This window comes from Rhodococcus sp. KRD175, assembly GCF_017168275.1.
Lineage (GTDB): Bacteria > Actinomycetota > Actinomycetes > Mycobacteriales > Mycobacteriaceae > Rhodococcoides > Rhodococcoides fascians.
In genome coordinates, this window is sequence record NZ_JABFAQ010000007.1 from 23630 (window position 1) to 39518 (window position 15889).

A 15889-nucleotide genomic window follows, 5' to 3' on the forward strand; every position below is an offset into this window, starting at 1 on the left:
GCATCCGGCAATCCGGATGCGGCTTCGTCGTCGACGTGTTCGCGTCAGACCGCAGCGACCTTACGAGCCCGACGCTTCTTCGGGGCCGCCTTCGGCGTGGACGCCACTACCTCACGGGAGAGCGCCTCCTGCAGGAATTTTCCGGTGTAGCTTTCGGGCACCGCTGCTACGGCTTCCGGATTACCCTGTGCCACAACCGTTCCGCCGCCCGAACCGCCTTCGGGCCCCATGTCGATTACCCAGTCGGAGACCTTGATGACATCGAGATTGTGCTCGATGACGATGACGGTGTTCCCCTTGTCGACCAGTCCGTTCACCACGCCGAGCAATTTCCGGATGTCCTCGAAGTGCAGGCCCGTGGTCGGCTCGTCGAGGATGTAGACCGTGCGGCCGGTCGATCGCTTCTGCAACTCGGCTGCGAGTTTCACACGCTGAGCTTCGCCGCCGGACAAGGTCGTTGCCGGTTGCCCCAGGCGGACGTAGCCGAGGCCGACCTCGACGAGGGTCTTGAGATACCGGTGAATCGACGTGATGGCCTCGAAGAAGTCGGCAGCCTCCTCGATCGGCATGTCCAGAACCTCGGCGATGGTCTTGCCCTTGTAATGCACCTCGAGCGTCTCACGGTTGTAGCGAGCGCCCTCGCACACCTCGCACGGGACGTAGACGTCGGGCAGGAAGTTCATCTCGATCTTCAACGTGCCGTCTCCCGAGCACGCCTCGCACCGACCACCCTTGACGTTGAACGAGAATCGTCCGGGTTGATACCCACGAACCTTGGCCTCGGTGGTGGCCGCGAACAACGTACGGATCTTGTCGAAGACCCCGGTGTACGTCGCAGCATTGGACCGGGGCGTGCGGCCGATCGGCGACTGGTCGACGCGAACCAGCTTGTCCAGTTGGTCCAGACCGTTGATCCGGGTGTGCCGACCGGGAACCTGCCGGGCACCGTTGAGCTTGTTGGCCATCACGGTCGCAAGGATGTCGTTGACCAGAGTCGACTTGCCCGAGCCGGAGACACCGGTGACCGACGTCAGAACACCGAGGGGGAAGCTGACGTCGATTCCCTGGAGGTTGTGTTCACGGGCACCCACGACGGTGACCTGTCGCTTCTTGTCGACCACCCGACGGGTGTCCGGCAGCGGGATCTCCATGCGACCCGACAGATACGCACCCGTGAGCGATTCGTCGTTGGTGAGGAGGTCCGCGTAGGAACCGCTGTGCACGACGCGTCCGCCGTGCTCACCGGCCAACGGTCCGATATCGACGACCCAGTCCGAGGTACGGATGGTGTCCTCGTCGTGCTCGACGACGATCAATGTGTTGCCGAGATCGCGCAGTCTCGTCAGCGTGTCGATGAGCCGGCGGTTGTCCCGTTGATGCAGTCCGATGGACGGCTCGTCCAGTACGTAGAGCACGCCGACGAGGCCGGAGCCGATCTGCGTGGCGAGCCGGATACGTTGCGCCTCGCCGCCGGACAGCGAGCCCGCGGTGCGCGCCAACGACAGGTATTCGAGACCCACGTCCAGCAGGAAGCCGAGTCGAGCCTGAACCTCCTTGAGGACCTGGCCCGCAATCGCTTCCTCGCGTCGCCCCAGAGTGAGGCTGTTGAGGAAGTCGGCCGTGTCGGCGATGGACAGTTCACACACCTCGGCGATCGACTTCGGCCCGAAATCACCTGCCGCGATGGTGACCGACAGAATTTCTGGACGCAGCCTGGCTCCGTTGCAGGTAGGACACGGAACGTCGCGCATGTAGCCGTCGTACCGTTCCTTCATCTGTTCGGATTCGGTCTGCTCGAGGCGGCGGTGCAGGAAGGGCATGACGCCCTCGAACTCGGCGTAGTACGACCGGGTGCGGCCGTACCGGTTCTTGTACTTCACGTGCACCTGGTGGTCGCTGCCCTCCAGGACAGCTCGCTTGACCTTTGCCGGCAGCTTGTTCCACGGAGCGTGCAGATCGAAGCCCATGGCGTCGGCGAGTCCGGACAGCAAGCGGCCGAAGTACTCCGACGTCTGGCCCATGGACCACGGCGCGATGGCCCCGTCGGCCAGACTCAGATCACCGTCGGGCACCACCAGCTCGGGATCGACCTCCTTGCGCACGCCGAGCCCGACACAGTCGGGGCAGGCACCGTAAGGCGAGTTGAACGAGAACGATCGCGGTTCGAGGTCGTCGATGGACAGCGGGTGGCCGTTGGGACACGCGAGCTTCTCCGAGAAACGACGCTCCCGATCGGGGGCGTTCTCCTCACGGTCGACGAAGTCGAGAACCACGATCCCGTCTGCCAGCCGCAGTGCGGTTTCCACCGAGTCGGTGAGCCGCTGCTTCGAACTGGACTTGACGGTGAGCCGGTCGACGACGACCTCGATGTCGTGCTTTTCCTGCTTCTTCAACACCGGTGGGCTACTGAGCTGGTGGACGACACCGTCGACGCGCACACGTGAGTAGCCCTGAGTGTTGAGCGAGTCGAACAGGTCGACGAACTCGCCCTTACGGGTTCGGACCACCGGCGCTAGGACCTGGAATTTCAGGCCCTCCTCCATGTCGAGAACCTGATCGACGATCTGCTGTGGAGTCTGCTTGGCGATCTGCTCGCCGCACACCGGGCAGTGCGCAGTGCCCGCCCTGGCGTAAAGCAACCGTAGGTAGTCGTAGACCTCGGTGATGGTGCCCACGGTCGAGCGTGGGTTGCGGTTGGTCGACTTCTGGTCGATCGAGACCGCGGGCGACAGGCCTTCGATGAAGTCGACGTCGGGCTTGTCCATCTGACCGAGGAACTGCCGTGCGTATGCGGACAGCGACTCCACGTAGCGACGCTGGCCTTCGGCGAAGATCGTGTCGAAGGCGAGAGACGACTTGCCCGAACCGGACAAACCGGTGAACACGATCAGCGCGTCCCGGGGCAGGTCGATATCGACCCCCCTCAAGTTGTGCTCCCGTGCACCTCGCACTATCAGGCGATCCGCCACTGTGTTCCCTTCTTTTCTCACGAGCACGTCGAGCCGTGTTGCTGCTCGACGCAGCATTGTCCGACGTCGAGTCGATGATGACGCGTGGTGCCGATGCACCGATCACATGCCGTGTAGCCGAGGACTCCACGTCGAAAACCTGTCGAGGTGAGCGACGAACCTCACCTCGTAGCAATGGTAGGTCCAGGTACCGACACACTTTTCCACGAGCGTGACCCCGGCGCTCCCGTCGTTGCTGCCGACGGTAGCGTCCTCGAAATGGACGAGCACCTCATGGTCATCGACGACAATTACACCGGCGTCGTTGCACAGGGTTCACCCCCGCAGCGGCGGACGATCCCCGGAGCCACGATCACCAAGATGTCGGTCGGCCCCATGGACAACAACACTTACCTGGTCGTCTGTTCCGCAACGGGCCATTCCCTGCTGATAGACGCCGCCAACGAGGCGGACCGCATCTCACTGCTTCTCGACGAGAACGCACCGACCCTGTCTCTGATCGTCACCACCCATCAGCATGCCGACCACTGGCAGGCGCTGGCCGATATCGCCGGTGGCACCGACTCGCCCACCGCGGCCCACGAGCTGGACGCAGAACCGCTGCCGGTAGCTCCGGACCGTCTTCTGGCCGACCACGACACGGTGTCGGTGGGTGAGCTCACCTTCGATGTGGTGCATCTGACCGGTCACACTCCGGGCTCGATAGCACTCGCGCTGACCGATGCCGAGGGCAAGACGACGCACCTCTTCACCGGCGATTCTCTGTTCCCCGGCGGCGTCGGCAAAACCAACGGCCCCGAGGACTTCACCCACCTCCTCGACGACGTGAGCGCCAAATTGTTCGACCGCTACGCCGACGACACCATCGTCTACCCCGGGCACGGCAAGGACACCACCCTCGGTGACGAGCGGCCGCACCTGGCGGAATGGCGCGAACGCGGCTGGTGACGCCGCGCGTGCTTGAGACCGTGAAACACGGGGTATGAAGAGTGTGACAAAAGTGCACGCACCGGTGACTTCGAACTATTTTCGGTGCGAGTCCGCACGTACAACCGCCATGACACGAGAAACTACGCAGGAGGCTGTCAATGCTGGTCCGCCGTATCGCCCGTCCGCTGATGTCTACGATTTTCATCTCCGGGGGCGTCGATGCACTTCGTAATCCCGCCGGCAGGGCGAAGGCAGCCGCTCCGCTGATCGAGCAGAGCAAGGATGCTCTGCCGAACGAGGTCACCGCGAACGTGCCGACCGATCCCGAGACGTTGGTTCGGATCAACGGCGGTATCCAGGTCGCCGGCGGCATTCTGTTGGCCACCGGCAAGGCACCGCGCATCGCATCGCTCGCTCTGGCCGGAAGCCTCGTTCCGACGACACTGGCCGGACACGCGTTCTGGAACGAAACCGACCCGGAGACCAAGGCTGCGCAACGCATCCACTTCTTCAAGAACCTCAGCCTGCTCGGCGGATTGCTGATCGCGGCCGTCGACACCGAGGGCAAGCCCTCCGTCGCGTGGCGCAGCAAGCGGGCGGCACGCCGCGCACAGGAATCTGTGGTCTCAGCGCTGCCCGGTCACACCACTCACGACACCGGCGAACGCGTCAAGGAAATTGCCTCGATCGCAGCGAGCCGCGGTGCCGACCTGGCCGACGCCGCACAGCCGAAGCTGGCCAAGCTCGCCGACGCTGCACAGCCGAAGCTGGCCAAGTTCGCCGACATCGCCGGCGAGAAGGGCTCGGAGCTGGCAGAGGTCGCGCAGCCCGCTCTGAACCGGTGGGCTCACATCGCCGCCGACAAGGGTTCGGAGCTGGCCGAGGAAGCCCAGAAGCGGGGCTCGAAGCTGGCCGAGCTTGCTGCCGACCGCGGAAGCGATCTGGCCGAAGAAGCGCAGAAGCGTGGATCGAAGCTCGCCGACAAGGCCGCGCACCGCAGCTCGGATTGGGCCGAGCTCGCTCAGAAGCGGGGCTCGAAGTTGGTCGACGTCGCTGCCGACCGTCGCAGTGAACTGGCCGAGGTGGCACAGAAGCGCGGAGCAAAGCTCGCCGATCTCGCTGCCGAGAAGGGATCCGTTCTGGCCGAAGAGGCTCAGAAGCGCGGCGCCACGTGGGCCGACATCGCGTCGGATCGGGTCGACACCCTCGGCAAGCGCGCTCGTAAGCGGGCCGAGAAGCAGAACAAGGAACTCGAAAAGGCAACCGAGCAGGCTCGGGCCAAGCTCGAGAATCGAGTTGCCAAGGCGCAGAAGAACTTGGACAAGAAGCTCCAGCAGTACGCGAAGTAGGTCTACCCACGACGCTCGACGTCGTTCGCGCACGGCCCTGTCCCAGAACTCGCGGTTCTGCGACAGGGCCGTTCTGCGGCGTAGACTGCTCTGGCTGATTTCGAGGCGATATTTTCGCCTCGGCCGAACTCCCGAGGAGAACCTTTGCCGGACGACGGCCACCCATCGAACGATCCCGGTGCACCCATCGAGGAAGACCTCGAACAGGCGCATCTGACGCGGTTGTACACGCAGCTCGATGCACTGCGCGAGTATGCCGCAAACCGACTTCGCGCCGTGCTGCTCGAGACCGGCGGAACACCGCAGGCCCGAAGCGAGCGCGAATCCTTCAACCAGATGTACACCGAGGACATCGCCAAGTACGACGCAGCCGAGAACGGACTCTGCTTCGGACGCATCGACCTCGATCCGGACACCCTCGATCCGAAAGTCGACGACCGCCCCGAGCGTTACATCGGCCGTGTCGGAATCCTCGACGACAAGAACGATTACGAGACACTACTGCTGGACTGGCGAGCTCCCATGGCCCGTCCGTTCTATCTGGCGACACCGGCAGCTCCCGAAAACGTGTTGCGCCGCAGGCACATCCGTACCCGCGGACGCAAGGTGACCGCCATCGCCGACGAGTTCCTGGACCTCGATTCCGCGCAGTCGTCCAACGATGCCGCTGTTGCGGGTGGCGTCGCCAGCGAGGGTGCGCTGCTGTCCGCGCTCGATGCGGCGCGAACCGGTCAGATGAACGACATCGTCGAAACGATCCAGAGCGAGCAGGACGCGATCATCCGCTCACAGCATCGCAGTGTGCTGGTGGTGCAGGGCGGACCGGGCACCGGCAAGACGGCCGTGGCACTGCACCGAGCAGCGTATCTGCTGTACACGTACCGTCAACAGCTCGGCAAGAGCGGTGTCCTGATCATCGGGCCCAACGCCACGTTCCTCGACTACATCGGCCAGGTGCTGCCGTCGCTGGGCGAAACCGGGGTACTGCTGTCGACGATCGGCGATCTGTACCCCGGAGTCCGTGCGCAGCGCGAGGATTCGGCTCTGGCCACCGAGGTCAAGGGCAGACTGTCGATGGTCGACGTACTGACGCAGGCAGTGCGTGATCGCCAGGAGGTGCCCGCACAGCCGCGCCGGCTGAAGTTCGACACCTACGACATCACCCTCGATCGAAAGATAGTCACGCGTGCCCGCGGCCGCGCCCGGTCCTCCCGGCGACCACACAACTTGGCTCGACCTCTGTTCGTGTCCTCGGTCATCGACCAGTTGGCCAATCAGCTGGCCGCGAAATTCGGCCAGAACGTGGTGGACGGATCGAGCTTGCTCAGCGCCGACGACATTGCGGACATGCGGGACGAGATGCGCGAGGACCACGACGTGATGGCTGCGATAGACGAGTTGTGGCCGGATCTGTCACCCCAGCAGGTTCTTCGAGACCTGTTCGCATCGCCGGAGAAGATCGCATCGGCCGCACCTGCGCTCGGCGAGTCGGAGCGCGAGTCGCTGCTGCGCCGCGGCCACGGCTTCTCGTCCGCGGATGCCCCGCTGCTCGACGAGCTCGCCGAGCTGCTCGGCGTCGACGATGCTGCCGAACGTGAGCAGGCCCAGCGTCAATGGCGTGGCCAGATCGCCGATGCCCAGGGCGCGCTGGACATCCTGACCGGGTCTGCACCACAGGACCTCGAAGACGAACTGGACCCGGAGATTCTGATGGCCTACGACCTGATCGACGCCGATCAGCTTGCGCGACGCCAGAATTCGGGTCAGCGACTCACCACCGCCGAACGCGCAGCCGGCGACCGTACCTGGACCTACGGGCACGTGATCGTGGACGAGGCACAAGAGCTGTCGGCGATGGCGTGGCGAATGGTGATGCGGCGCATCCCCAATCGGTGGATGACACTGGTGGGTGACACCGCGCAGACCGGTGACCCGGCCGGAACCACGTCCTGGGGATCGGTGCTCGAACCCTATGTGGCTCAACGCTGGAAGCTCACCGAACTGACGGTCAACTACCGAACGCCGTCGGAGATCATGACGGTGGCGCACGACGTGCTCGCGGCGATCGATCCGGAGCAGTCCGAACCGCGATCCATTCGCAGCACCGGCGTCGAGCCGTGGGCTCAACGCGTAGCCGCAGCAGATCTGGTGACGACGGTCGAGAAGCGAGTGGCCGACCACCCTCGTCCCGGCCTGAGCGCAGTGCTCGTTCCCTCCGAACTGGTCTCCCAACTGCAGCACCTGGCGTCGGATGTGGTGACCGTGTCGACGGTCAAGGACGCGAAAGGGCTCGAGTTCGACTCGGTGCTCATCGTCGAGCCGAGCGCGATCGTTGCGGAGTCCGTCAAGGGTATGAACGACCTCTACGTGGCCCTGACCCGAGCAACCCAGCGACTCGGCGTCGTCCATGTGGATCCTCTGCCCCAGGAGCTCGGGGCCCTGCAGCCCTTCGACGCCGAGGTCTGACGAGAACAGTCCGACGAGAACAATCGGCCCGCCCCGTCATCGTCGACGGGGCGGGCCGATTGTCGTACTACGAGAAAATCAGCGGACGGTATGGACGATCAGCACGTCACAGGTCGACTTGCGGGCCGCGTCGGACGGAACCGAACCGAGCAAGCGACCGGTCAGCGAGTTCAGCCCACGGTTGCCGACGACGAGTAGATCGCCCTTGACCTCGTCCACGAGTGCCAGGAGGGACTCGACGGGCGCTCCGACGATCGGCTTCTCCTCGATGTTCTTCGCGCCGGCCTTGGTGGCGTGCTCTCGGGCGGTGCGCAGGATTTCGCGCGTCGGTGCCGAACCGGTGATCTGGTAGGCGTCCTCGCGGAGTGCGTCGGCGGCGGCAGAGGTGTCTTTCGGATCGGCCGGGTAGTAAGCACACGCGATCACCAGGGTGGCATCGGCATCTCCCGCCAGAGCCGCGGCCTTCTCCACTGCCCGCAGTGACGATTCGGAGCCATCGGTTCCGACGACGACGGTGCGGTAGGCGCTCATTCATTCCTCCATTTGTCGGTCACACACAGATGTGACACTTCTGGTCGAACTGGATTGGTGCAAGTCACAGGACCGAAAGACGTGGTCCGGGGACTAATGCGCTGACAGTAGCCGGAAGTCGACGATCGGCACGTGAACTTGGGGAACAACACGATCCGCGCCACTCACATACATTGGTTTGCATGCCGATCCCCCGCCCGCCGTTGTCGAGACGGGCCCTCGCTCTCGGTGCCGTCGCGATCTCGATCGTGATCGTGGCCGCCCTCGCATTCGCATTCCTCCCCCAGGGACGCGAAGCCGACACTGCTACGCGTGACGCGCGCATCACGCTACCGGACAGCCCCGGTTCGACGGAGACCGTCGACCTCGACACCCGGCTCTACATTCCCGAGTCCACCCCCGCTCCGGCTGTGTTGCTCGCGCACGGCTTCGGCGGCAGCAAGGACTCGGTCGACGGCGAAGCTCGTGATCTCGCCGCGCGCGGATACGTGGTTCTCGCCTACACCGCGCGCGGCTTCGGTGACAGCACGGGTTCCATCTCCATCAACGACCCCGATCGCGAGGTCGCCGATGCCCGCGGCCTGATCGACTGGCTGGCCGAACAGCCCGAAGTACAGCTCGACGCTCCTGGTGATCCCCACGTCGGCGTGGCAGGCGGGTCGTACGGCGGGGCACTGGCCCTCAGCGCAGGCGGAACAGACCCGCGTGTGGACTCGGTGGCCGCTGCCATCACCTGGAACGACCTGGGCCAGGCCCTGTTCCCCAACTTCGGCGTCACCTCGTCCGCAGGTCGAGAAGCGCTCGGAAACATCGATTCCCCGGCCGGTGCCGAATACGGCGGACCCGGCGTCCTCAAACGTGGATGGGCCGGGGTCTTCTTCGGAGCGGGGGCCTCCAGCGCTGCGCCCGGCAGTTCCACGGACGGTAACGGTGGTGGTAACGATGGCGGTGGCGCATCCGCATGCGGCAGATTCGCCCAGGAATTCTGCGACGCCTACGCACAATCCGCAGTGACCGGCATCCCCAGCCAGCCGCTGCTCGATCTGCTGACTGCCCACTCGCCCGTCGCGGTCGCGTCGAACATCACGGCTCCGACGCTTCTCCTACAGGGCACCCAAGACACTCTGTTCGGTCTCGACCAGGCCGACGCGACGGCTCGGCAGATCGCAGCCGCAGGCGGTGACGTGACCGTTCGGTGGTTCGACGGTGGGCACGATGCCGGTGGAACGAACGGTGCGTCGGATCGAGCCGTCGCGGACTTCTTCGACCGGACTCTGCGCGGCACCCCCGATCCCGCGACCTCCGAGAGCGCGCCGTTCGTGTATTCGACGCAGCGCGCAGCCGATGAGCGAGGAGGAGAACGCAATCGTCGGATGACGGCTCCCGACTACCCAGGCCTGACCCCGAACTCCGAACCCACACAGACGAATACGGTGACCTTCACCCCCGCCTCGGACGACGGGACGATCATTCGTCCGCCCGGCGCGTCACCGTCCGCCATCTCGACGGTCCCCGGTCTGGGTTCGGTGTTGTCGACACTCGGATCGACCGGAGCCGGTGCAGCGCTGACTGCGGACCTTCCGGGCCAGTCCGCGATTTTCACCAGCGAGCCCGTCGACTCGTCACTGACCATCACCGGCGCGCCGAGAGTCGATCTCCGGGTGGCGTCCCTCGCCGGGCCCGGCCAGGCTGTGCTGTTCGCGAAACTGTACGACGTCGCCCCGAACGGCACACGGACCCTTCCCGGCGGCGCAGTGTCGGCCATCCGACTGCCCGACACCGGGAGCATCGATCCCGTCGACGTCACCGTCGCCCTCCCTGGAATCAGCTATACCGTCCAGCAAGGTCATCGTCTCGAACTGAGCGTCTCCACCACCGATCAGGCCTACGCCGTCCCGCTGGAGCCCGCACAGTTCAGCGTGACCATGGCGAACACGTCCGTCGCGTTGCCGACGGTTCCCGCGGTGGCGAGCGCGAACAGCACGGTACCCGTCGCTCCACTGATCGGAATCGGCGTGGTCGTCCTGGTGGTCGGATGCATCGTCGTGGCGACGATCGTGCGAACCAGACGCCGCACGGTGGCCGAGGTCGACGAGGCTCTGGTCGACACTCCCCTGGTGATCACCGATCTGGCCAAGACGTACTCGAACGGGTTCCGCGCCGTGGACGGCGTCAGCTTCGAGGTGAAACAGGGTCAGGTACTCGGACTGCTAGGACCGAACGGTGCCGGAAAGACCACCACGTTGCGCATGCTGATGGGCCTGATCACCCCCACCGGCGGCGACATCCGAGTCTTCGGTCACAAGGTCACACCCGGTGCCCCGGTGTTGTCGCGGCTCGGCTCCTTCGTCGAGGGTTCCGGCTTCCTTCCGCATCTGACCGGCACCCAGAACCTGCGGCTGTACTGGGAGGCGACTGGGCGACCGATCGAAGACGCTCACCTCGACGAGGCACTCGAGATCGCAGACCTCGGCGCAGCGATCGAACGCAAGGTCAAGTCCTACAGCCAAGGCATGCGTCAGCGCCTCGCCATTGCACAGGCCATGCTGGGTCTACCCGATCTCATGGTGTTGGACGAACCGACCAACGGCCTCGACCCGCCACAGATCCGAACCATGCGTGACGTGCTGATCAACTACGCGAAGACGGGGCGCACCGTGTTGGTCTCGAGCCACCTCCTCGCCGAAGTGGAACAGACGTGCACGCACGTCGTGGTCATGAACCGTGGCTCCGTGATCAGCTCGGGCACCGTCCGCGAGCTGACAGCGGCCGGTGGGCAGACCGAGATCAGGGTCGACGACGCCGGCCGCGCCCAGTCGGTACTCGACGCCGCCGGCCATGACGGCGCGGTGATCGTCGACGACGGCACGGTGACCGTCGACCTGACCGACGCCGATTCCGCCGTCGTCATCAGAGAACTCGTTACGGCGGGGGTGTCGGTCCGCGGCTTTTCCCAGTCCACCCGACTCGAGGACGTGTTCCTCGACCTCGTTCATCGAGATACCCCAGGCACAGTCGTTCACGAGACCGACTCCAGCGAGGATCGCTCATGAGTACAACGCACGCAGACGGCCGCGCAGCGGGCTACAGCGGCGGCCGCACCCTGCCGTTTCGTACCGAACTGCGTCGACAGTTGGGCCGGCGACGCACTCAGCTCGCCATCGGTTTCCTTGCCCTGCTACCGGTGATCCTTGTCGTCGCCTTCACCGTGGGCAGCTCCAGCGCCGACTCCGACGCCGGCGGACTCATCGAGCTCGGCACGCGAGGCGGCATGAACTTCACCGTCTTCGCACTGTTCATGTCCGTCGGATTTCTGCTCATCGTCGTGGTGGCGCTGTTCTTCGGCGACTCCGTTGCGAGCGAGGCCTCGTGGTCGAGCCTGCGCTACCTGCTCGCCATCCCGGTTCCTCGAAGCCGACTGTTGACCCAGAAGGCACTCGTCTCGGCCACGCTGTCCAGCGCCGCCATTCTGGTGCTGGTCGGAGTGTCCCTGCTGATCGGGACGGTGATGTACGGCGCCGAATCACTGGTCACGCCGCTGGGTGAAGGACTGTCGTACGGCACTTCCCTGGTGCGACTACTGATTGCGGTCGCCTACATCGGCATCAATCTGCTGTGGGTAGCGGGTCTCGCCATGTTGCTGTCGGTGCTCACCGACGCCCCTCTCGGGGCCGTCGGCGGCGCGGTGATGACGTCGATTCTGATGCAGATCCTCGATCAGATCACGGCATTGGGGTCGCTGCGCAACTATCTGCCCGGGCACTACGCGAACTCGTGGATCGACGCCTTCGGCACGAACATCGACTGGAACGACATGGTGGTCGGATCGTTCTCGGCCATCACCTACGCGGCGGTCTTCGGGCTGATCGCGTGGAGACGATTCGCCACCAAGGACATCACCAGCTGAGGCGGCCTACTTCTTTTTGATCGCTGGCCCGAAGACGCCCTCGGGAATGGTGCCCTGGCCGACGATCGACTCACGCCACGGCGTCGCGAGCGAAACCAACCGAGCTGCACCGTCCTCGCCGAGGGCGGCCCACGGCGCGACGGCGAGGTCGTTGGTGATGTCCTCGACCAACGTGCGGAGATCTTTCCCGTCCTGAGTCAAAGCGCCGTCGGCCGTCAACAATTCACGATCGGCCAAGGACGCCACGGCTTCGTTCCACTGCTCGGTCGACCATCCACGACGCTTGCGCGCGAATTCCTTCTCGAAGCCGTACCCGGTGGCGGTGTGGGTGATCAGCGCGTCCAGGCCGTTCAACCCCGCCGTCTGCAGCGCGGCAATGTGACCGTCGCCGCGGTACTCACGGATCAGGGTGAGCGCGTGCCACAACACGAGGTGCGGCGCTTGAGGCCAGTCGAGTTCGGCGTAGGCGGCGTACAGCGGCCGACCGTCGTCTCCTGGGATTCCACGCGCAGCGATCGATGCGAGGTCGGCAGCTTCGGCCATATCCGGGGACGCCAACGTCTCGGAGCCCAACAGACGCTCGAATGCGGTGTCGAGTGTGGCGTAACGGATTGCCATGATCTCGTCGGGAGAGGCGATGGCCCAGGCTGCCGGAACCAGCGGGCTGATCAGATCGCGGTTGAAGTTGTAGAACGTGGCTGTCACGACACCTGCACCGACCGGCCCGAGAGGTGCTGCACGACCGGCGAAATAGCAGGCCCGTGGCGGTAACCCAGCGGCAACGAGAGCGTCCTGCGTCTCCGGCAGGAAGTAGGTCATCGAGTGGATCAGTTCGAGTGCACGAGAGGTGCGGCCGGCGGTGGTTGCGTCCATCACTGAACCGTAACCGAACCATTTCGGATCGTTCCGCAGGCTCGACTCGCACCACCCGCTCGACCTATTTGAGGCCGGCCGCGTCCATGCCGCGGAGCTCCTTCTTCAGGTCCTGGATCTCGTCGCGCAGTCGACCGGCCAGCTCGAACTTCAACTCGCGGGCAGCGTTCATCATCTGATCGGTCATGTTCTTGATCAGGTCCGCCAACTCGGCGCGCGGCATCGACGAGACATCCTGCCCCTCGTACACGCCGGAGCTGACCGACCTGCCTGCTTCGCCCTGCGCTCGCCGACCACGGCTGGCGTTCCGACCCGAGCCACCCACTTCGACGGCCGTGTCGGTGTCCTCTGCCTCCTGATACACCTGATCGAGAATGTCGGCGATCTTCTTGCGCAGCGGTTGCGGATCGACTCCCCGCTCCTTGTTGTAGGCGATCTGCTTCTCGCGCCGACGTTCGGTCTCTTCGATCGCGTACGTCATGGAGTCGGTCATCTTGTCGGCGTACATGTGCACTTCACCGGACACGTTTCGAGCGGCGCGGCCGATCGTCTGAATGAGGCTGGTGCCGCTGCGAAGGAATCCCTCCTTGTCCGCGTCGAGAATGGCGACCAATGACACCTCGGGAAGGTCGAGGCCCTCCCGGAGGAGGTTGATGCCGACCAGGACGTCGTACTCACCCAGCCGAAGCTGCCGCAGCAGCTCGACTCGGCGCAAGGTATCGATGTCGGAGTGCAGGTACCGGACGCGGATGCCCAGCTCGAGCAGATAGTCGGTCAGGTCCTCCGACATCTTCTTGGTCAAAGTGGTGACGAGAACTCGTTCGTCCTTCTCGGCACGCTCGCGAATTTGGTGGACGAGGTCGTCGATCTGCCCCTTGGTCGGTTTTATGACGACCTTCGGATCGACGAGGCCGGTAGGACGGATGACCTGCTCGACGAATTCGCCGCCGGTCTGCCCCAGTTCGTACTTGCCGGGAGTAGCGGACAGGTAGACGGTCTGGCCGATCCTCTGTGTGAACTCTTCCCACGTCAGCGGCCGGTTGTCCGTCGCAGACGGCAACCGGAACCCGAAATCGACCAGGTTCCGCTTGCGCGACATGTCGCCTTCGTACATCGCGCCGATCTGTGGGACGGTGACGTGGGATTCGTCGATGACGAGTAGGAAGTCCTCGGGGAAGTAGTCGATCAGGGTCGCGGGTGCGGTGCCGGCCCCGCGACCGTCTATGTGCCGCGAGTAGTTCTCGATGCCGGAGCAGAAGCCGACCTGCTTGATCATTTCCAGGTCGTATTGCGTGCGCATCCGAAGCCGCTGCGCCTCGAGCAGCTTTCCCTTGCCTTCGAGCTCCGCCAGGCGCGCCTCGAGCTCGGCCTCGATGTCCTTGACCGCCCGTTCCATGCGCTCCGGCCCGGCGACGTAATGGGTGGCCGGGAAGATGCGTACCGAATCGACTTGGCGAACGATGTCGCCCGTCAGCGGATGCAGGTAGTACAGCGCCTCGATCTCGTCTCCGAAGAACTCGATGCGAATAGCGAGCTCCTCGTACGACGGAATGATCTCCACGGTATCGCCGCGGACTCGGAACGATCCGCGGGTGAACGCCATGTCGTTGCGCGTGTACTGCACGTCGACCAGAAGCCGGAGCAGCGCATCACGCTGGACCTCGACGTTGACCTCGAGCTCGATCGACCGATCGACGTACGACTGCGGGGTACCGAGACCGTAGATGCACGACACCGACGCCACCACGACCACGTCTCGGCGAGAGAGCAGGGATGCCGTCGCCGAGTGCCGCAGACGCTCGACGTCGTCGTTGATGGACGAGTCCTTTTCGATATAAGTATCGGTCTGCGCGATGTACGCCTCGGGCTGGTAGTAGTCGTAGTACGACACGAAGTACTCGACTGCGTTGTTGGGCAACATGTCTCGTAGCTCGTTCGCCAACTGCGCTGCGAGAGTCTTGTTCGGTGCCATCACCAGGGTGGGGCGCTGCAGTTTCTCGATCAGCCAGGCGGTGGTGGCAGATTTACCGGTACCGGTGGCACCGAGAAGCACGACGTCCTTCTCGTCCGCCTTGATCCGACGTTCGAGTTCGGCGATGGCGGTCGGCTGATCACCGGCCGGAACGTGTTCGCTGACGACCTCGAACGCCGGTCCGGTGCGCTCGATCGCTCCCACCGGACGGTGTTCGGAGTGCGCGACAACGGGATGTTCGGATGCAAACGCCATTACACAAGCGTAGACGCGACCACCGACAAGTTCCGTCGGAGAGACCTCGGAGGTCTGTTCCCGGTAGCTTCTACAGGCATGGTCGCTCACACGTCAGCCGGTGCGCACACCGTCGTTCATGCCCCGAAACACGAAACGTTCGACCTGGTCGCGAAGACCAACGTCGACCCCAAAGGGTTCGTTCGCGTGGTCGACGAATACCGCGTCGAGCCGTGGGGGCTGTACATGGCCCGGCCATCCGACCATGCCCACTTCGACTACCTGGAGTCCTGGCTACTGCCTGCTCTCGGGCTCCGGGCCTCGGTGTTCCATTATCTGCCCGCGCACGCCAGAGACCAGGACTACTACGTCGACATCGGCGAGTACACGGCCGGGGCCAGCCGATGGACCTCGGTCGATCACTATCTCGACCTCAGTGTTCGCACCGGCCGCGACTACGACCTGCTGGACGTCGACGAGCTGTTCGACGCGCGCGTGGCGCAGCATCTGGACACCCCGACGGCCGAGCGGGCGCTGTCCCGATCGATCGCGGCCATCGAAGGACTGACGCGGCACGATTACGACCTGAACGCCTGGCTCGCGTCCGTCGGCATGCCGACGGAATGGAACGGCAAACCGGCCTGAACCGCGCAGCTCT

10 protein-coding genes are annotated in these 15889 nt (G+C 64.6%); 6 read left to right on the plus strand and 4 right to left on the minus strand.

Annotation, left to right across the window (positions count from 1 at the left end; all coding sequences use genetic code 11):
* Positions 1-44: 44 nt before the first annotated feature.
* The gene (uvrA, locus tag J1M81_RS12340; RefSeq protein ID WP_032374518.1) at positions 45-2969 is read right to left on the minus strand and encodes an excinuclease ABC subunit UvrA; all 2925 of its coding nucleotides are present in this window, start codon (positions 2967-2969) and stop codon (positions 45-47) included.
* 258 nt (positions 2970-3227) lie between these two features.
* On the opposite strand from uvrA, the gene J1M81_RS12345 reads away from it, so the two are divergent.
* The 3 genes from J1M81_RS12345 (at position 3228) to J1M81_RS12355 (ending at position 7714) form a co-directional block, all read left to right on the plus strand.
* A complete protein-coding gene (locus J1M81_RS12345) occupies positions 3228-3917 on the plus strand; it encodes an MBL fold metallo-hydrolase (RefSeq protein ID WP_206498124.1) in 690 nt (229 codons plus the stop codon).
* Positions 3918-4057: 140 nt separating this feature from the next.
* Positions 4058-5248 (plus strand): DoxX family protein, encoded by a 1191-nt coding sequence (locus J1M81_RS12350; protein ID WP_206498125.1) that lies wholly within the window; start codon positions 4058-4060, stop codon positions 5246-5248.
* A 144-nt stretch (positions 5249-5392) separates the two neighbouring features.
* Positions 5393-7714, plus strand: a complete 2322-nt coding sequence (locus tag J1M81_RS12355) for an ATP-binding domain-containing protein (RefSeq protein ID WP_206498126.1) — start codon at positions 5393-5395, stop codon at positions 7712-7714.
* A gap of 78 nt (positions 7715-7792) precedes the next feature.
* Here J1M81_RS12355 and J1M81_RS12360 read toward each other — a convergent pair whose 3' ends face one another.
* Positions 7793-8245 carry a universal stress protein gene (locus J1M81_RS12360; protein ID WP_008715916.1) on the minus strand — a complete coding sequence of 151 codons (453 nt, stop codon included), beginning with the start codon at positions 8243-8245 and terminating at the stop codon, positions 7793-7795.
* Between the two features lie 182 nt (positions 8246-8427).
* Between J1M81_RS12360 and J1M81_RS12365 the strand changes: the two genes are divergently transcribed.
* Both J1M81_RS12365 and J1M81_RS12370 read left to right on the plus strand, forming a co-directional pair.
* A complete protein-coding gene (locus J1M81_RS12365) occupies positions 8428-11298 on the plus strand; it encodes an alpha/beta fold hydrolase (RefSeq protein ID WP_032370339.1) in 2871 nt (956 codons plus the stop codon).
* Entirely contained in the window at positions 11295-12152 is an 858-nt protein-coding gene (locus J1M81_RS12370; RefSeq protein WP_032400018.1) for an ABC transporter permease, read from the plus strand. Before J1M81_RS12365 ends, J1M81_RS12370 begins: the two co-directional genes overlap by 4 nt.
* Positions 12153-12158: 6 nt before the next feature.
* On the opposite strand, the gene J1M81_RS12375 is transcribed toward J1M81_RS12370, so the two are convergent.
* Together J1M81_RS12375 and uvrB are read right to left on the minus strand one after the other, a co-directional pair.
* Positions 12159-13025: a hypothetical protein gene (locus J1M81_RS12375; RefSeq protein ID WP_032391042.1), complete on the minus strand. Its 867-nt coding sequence runs from the start codon at positions 13023-13025 to the stop codon at positions 12159-12161.
* A gap of 64 nt (positions 13026-13089) precedes the next feature.
* Positions 13090-15252, minus strand: a complete 2163-nt coding sequence (uvrB, locus tag J1M81_RS12380; RefSeq protein WP_027497251.1) for an excinuclease ABC subunit UvrB — start codon at positions 15250-15252, stop codon at positions 13090-13092.
* A 78-nt stretch (positions 15253-15330) separates the two neighbouring features.
* On the opposite strand from uvrB, the gene J1M81_RS12385 reads away from it, so the two are divergent.
* On the plus strand, positions 15331-15876 hold the full coding sequence (locus tag J1M81_RS12385; protein ID WP_032365527.1) for a DUF402 domain-containing protein: 546 nt from the start codon (positions 15331-15333) through the stop codon (positions 15874-15876).
* The last annotated feature ends 13 nt before the right edge of the window (positions 15877-15889 follow it).

What these genes read in the sequence shown, in the direction of transcription:
- J1M81_RS12345 (WP_206498124.1), top strand. Translation starts at nt 3,228, where the DNA reads ATGGACGAGCACCTCATGGTCATCGACGACAATTACACCGGCGTCGTT.
- J1M81_RS12350 (WP_206498125.1), top strand. Translation starts at nt 4,058, where the DNA reads ATGCTGGTCCGCCGTATCGCCCGTCCGCTGATGTCTACGATTTTCATC.
- J1M81_RS12360 (WP_008715916.1), bottom strand. Translation starts at nt 8,245, where the DNA reads ATGAGCGCCTACCGCACCGTCGTCGTCGGAACCGATGGCTCCGAATCG.
- J1M81_RS12365 (WP_032370339.1), top strand. Translation starts at nt 8,428, where the DNA reads ATGCCGATCCCCCGCCCGCCGTTGTCGAGACGGGCCCTCGCTCTCGGT.
- J1M81_RS12370 (WP_032400018.1), top strand. Translation starts at nt 11,295, where the DNA reads ATGAGTACAACGCACGCAGACGGCCGCGCAGCGGGCTACAGCGGCGGC.
- J1M81_RS12375 (WP_032391042.1), bottom strand. Translation starts at nt 13,025, where the DNA reads ATGGACGCAACCACCGCCGGCCGCACCTCTCGTGCACTCGAACTGATC.
- uvrB (WP_027497251.1), bottom strand. Translation starts at nt 15,252, where the DNA reads ATGGCGTTTGCATCCGAACATCCCGTTGTCGCGCACTCCGAACACCGT.
- J1M81_RS12385 (WP_032365527.1), top strand. Translation starts at nt 15,331, where the DNA reads ATGGTCGCTCACACGTCAGCCGGTGCGCACACCGTCGTTCATGCCCCG.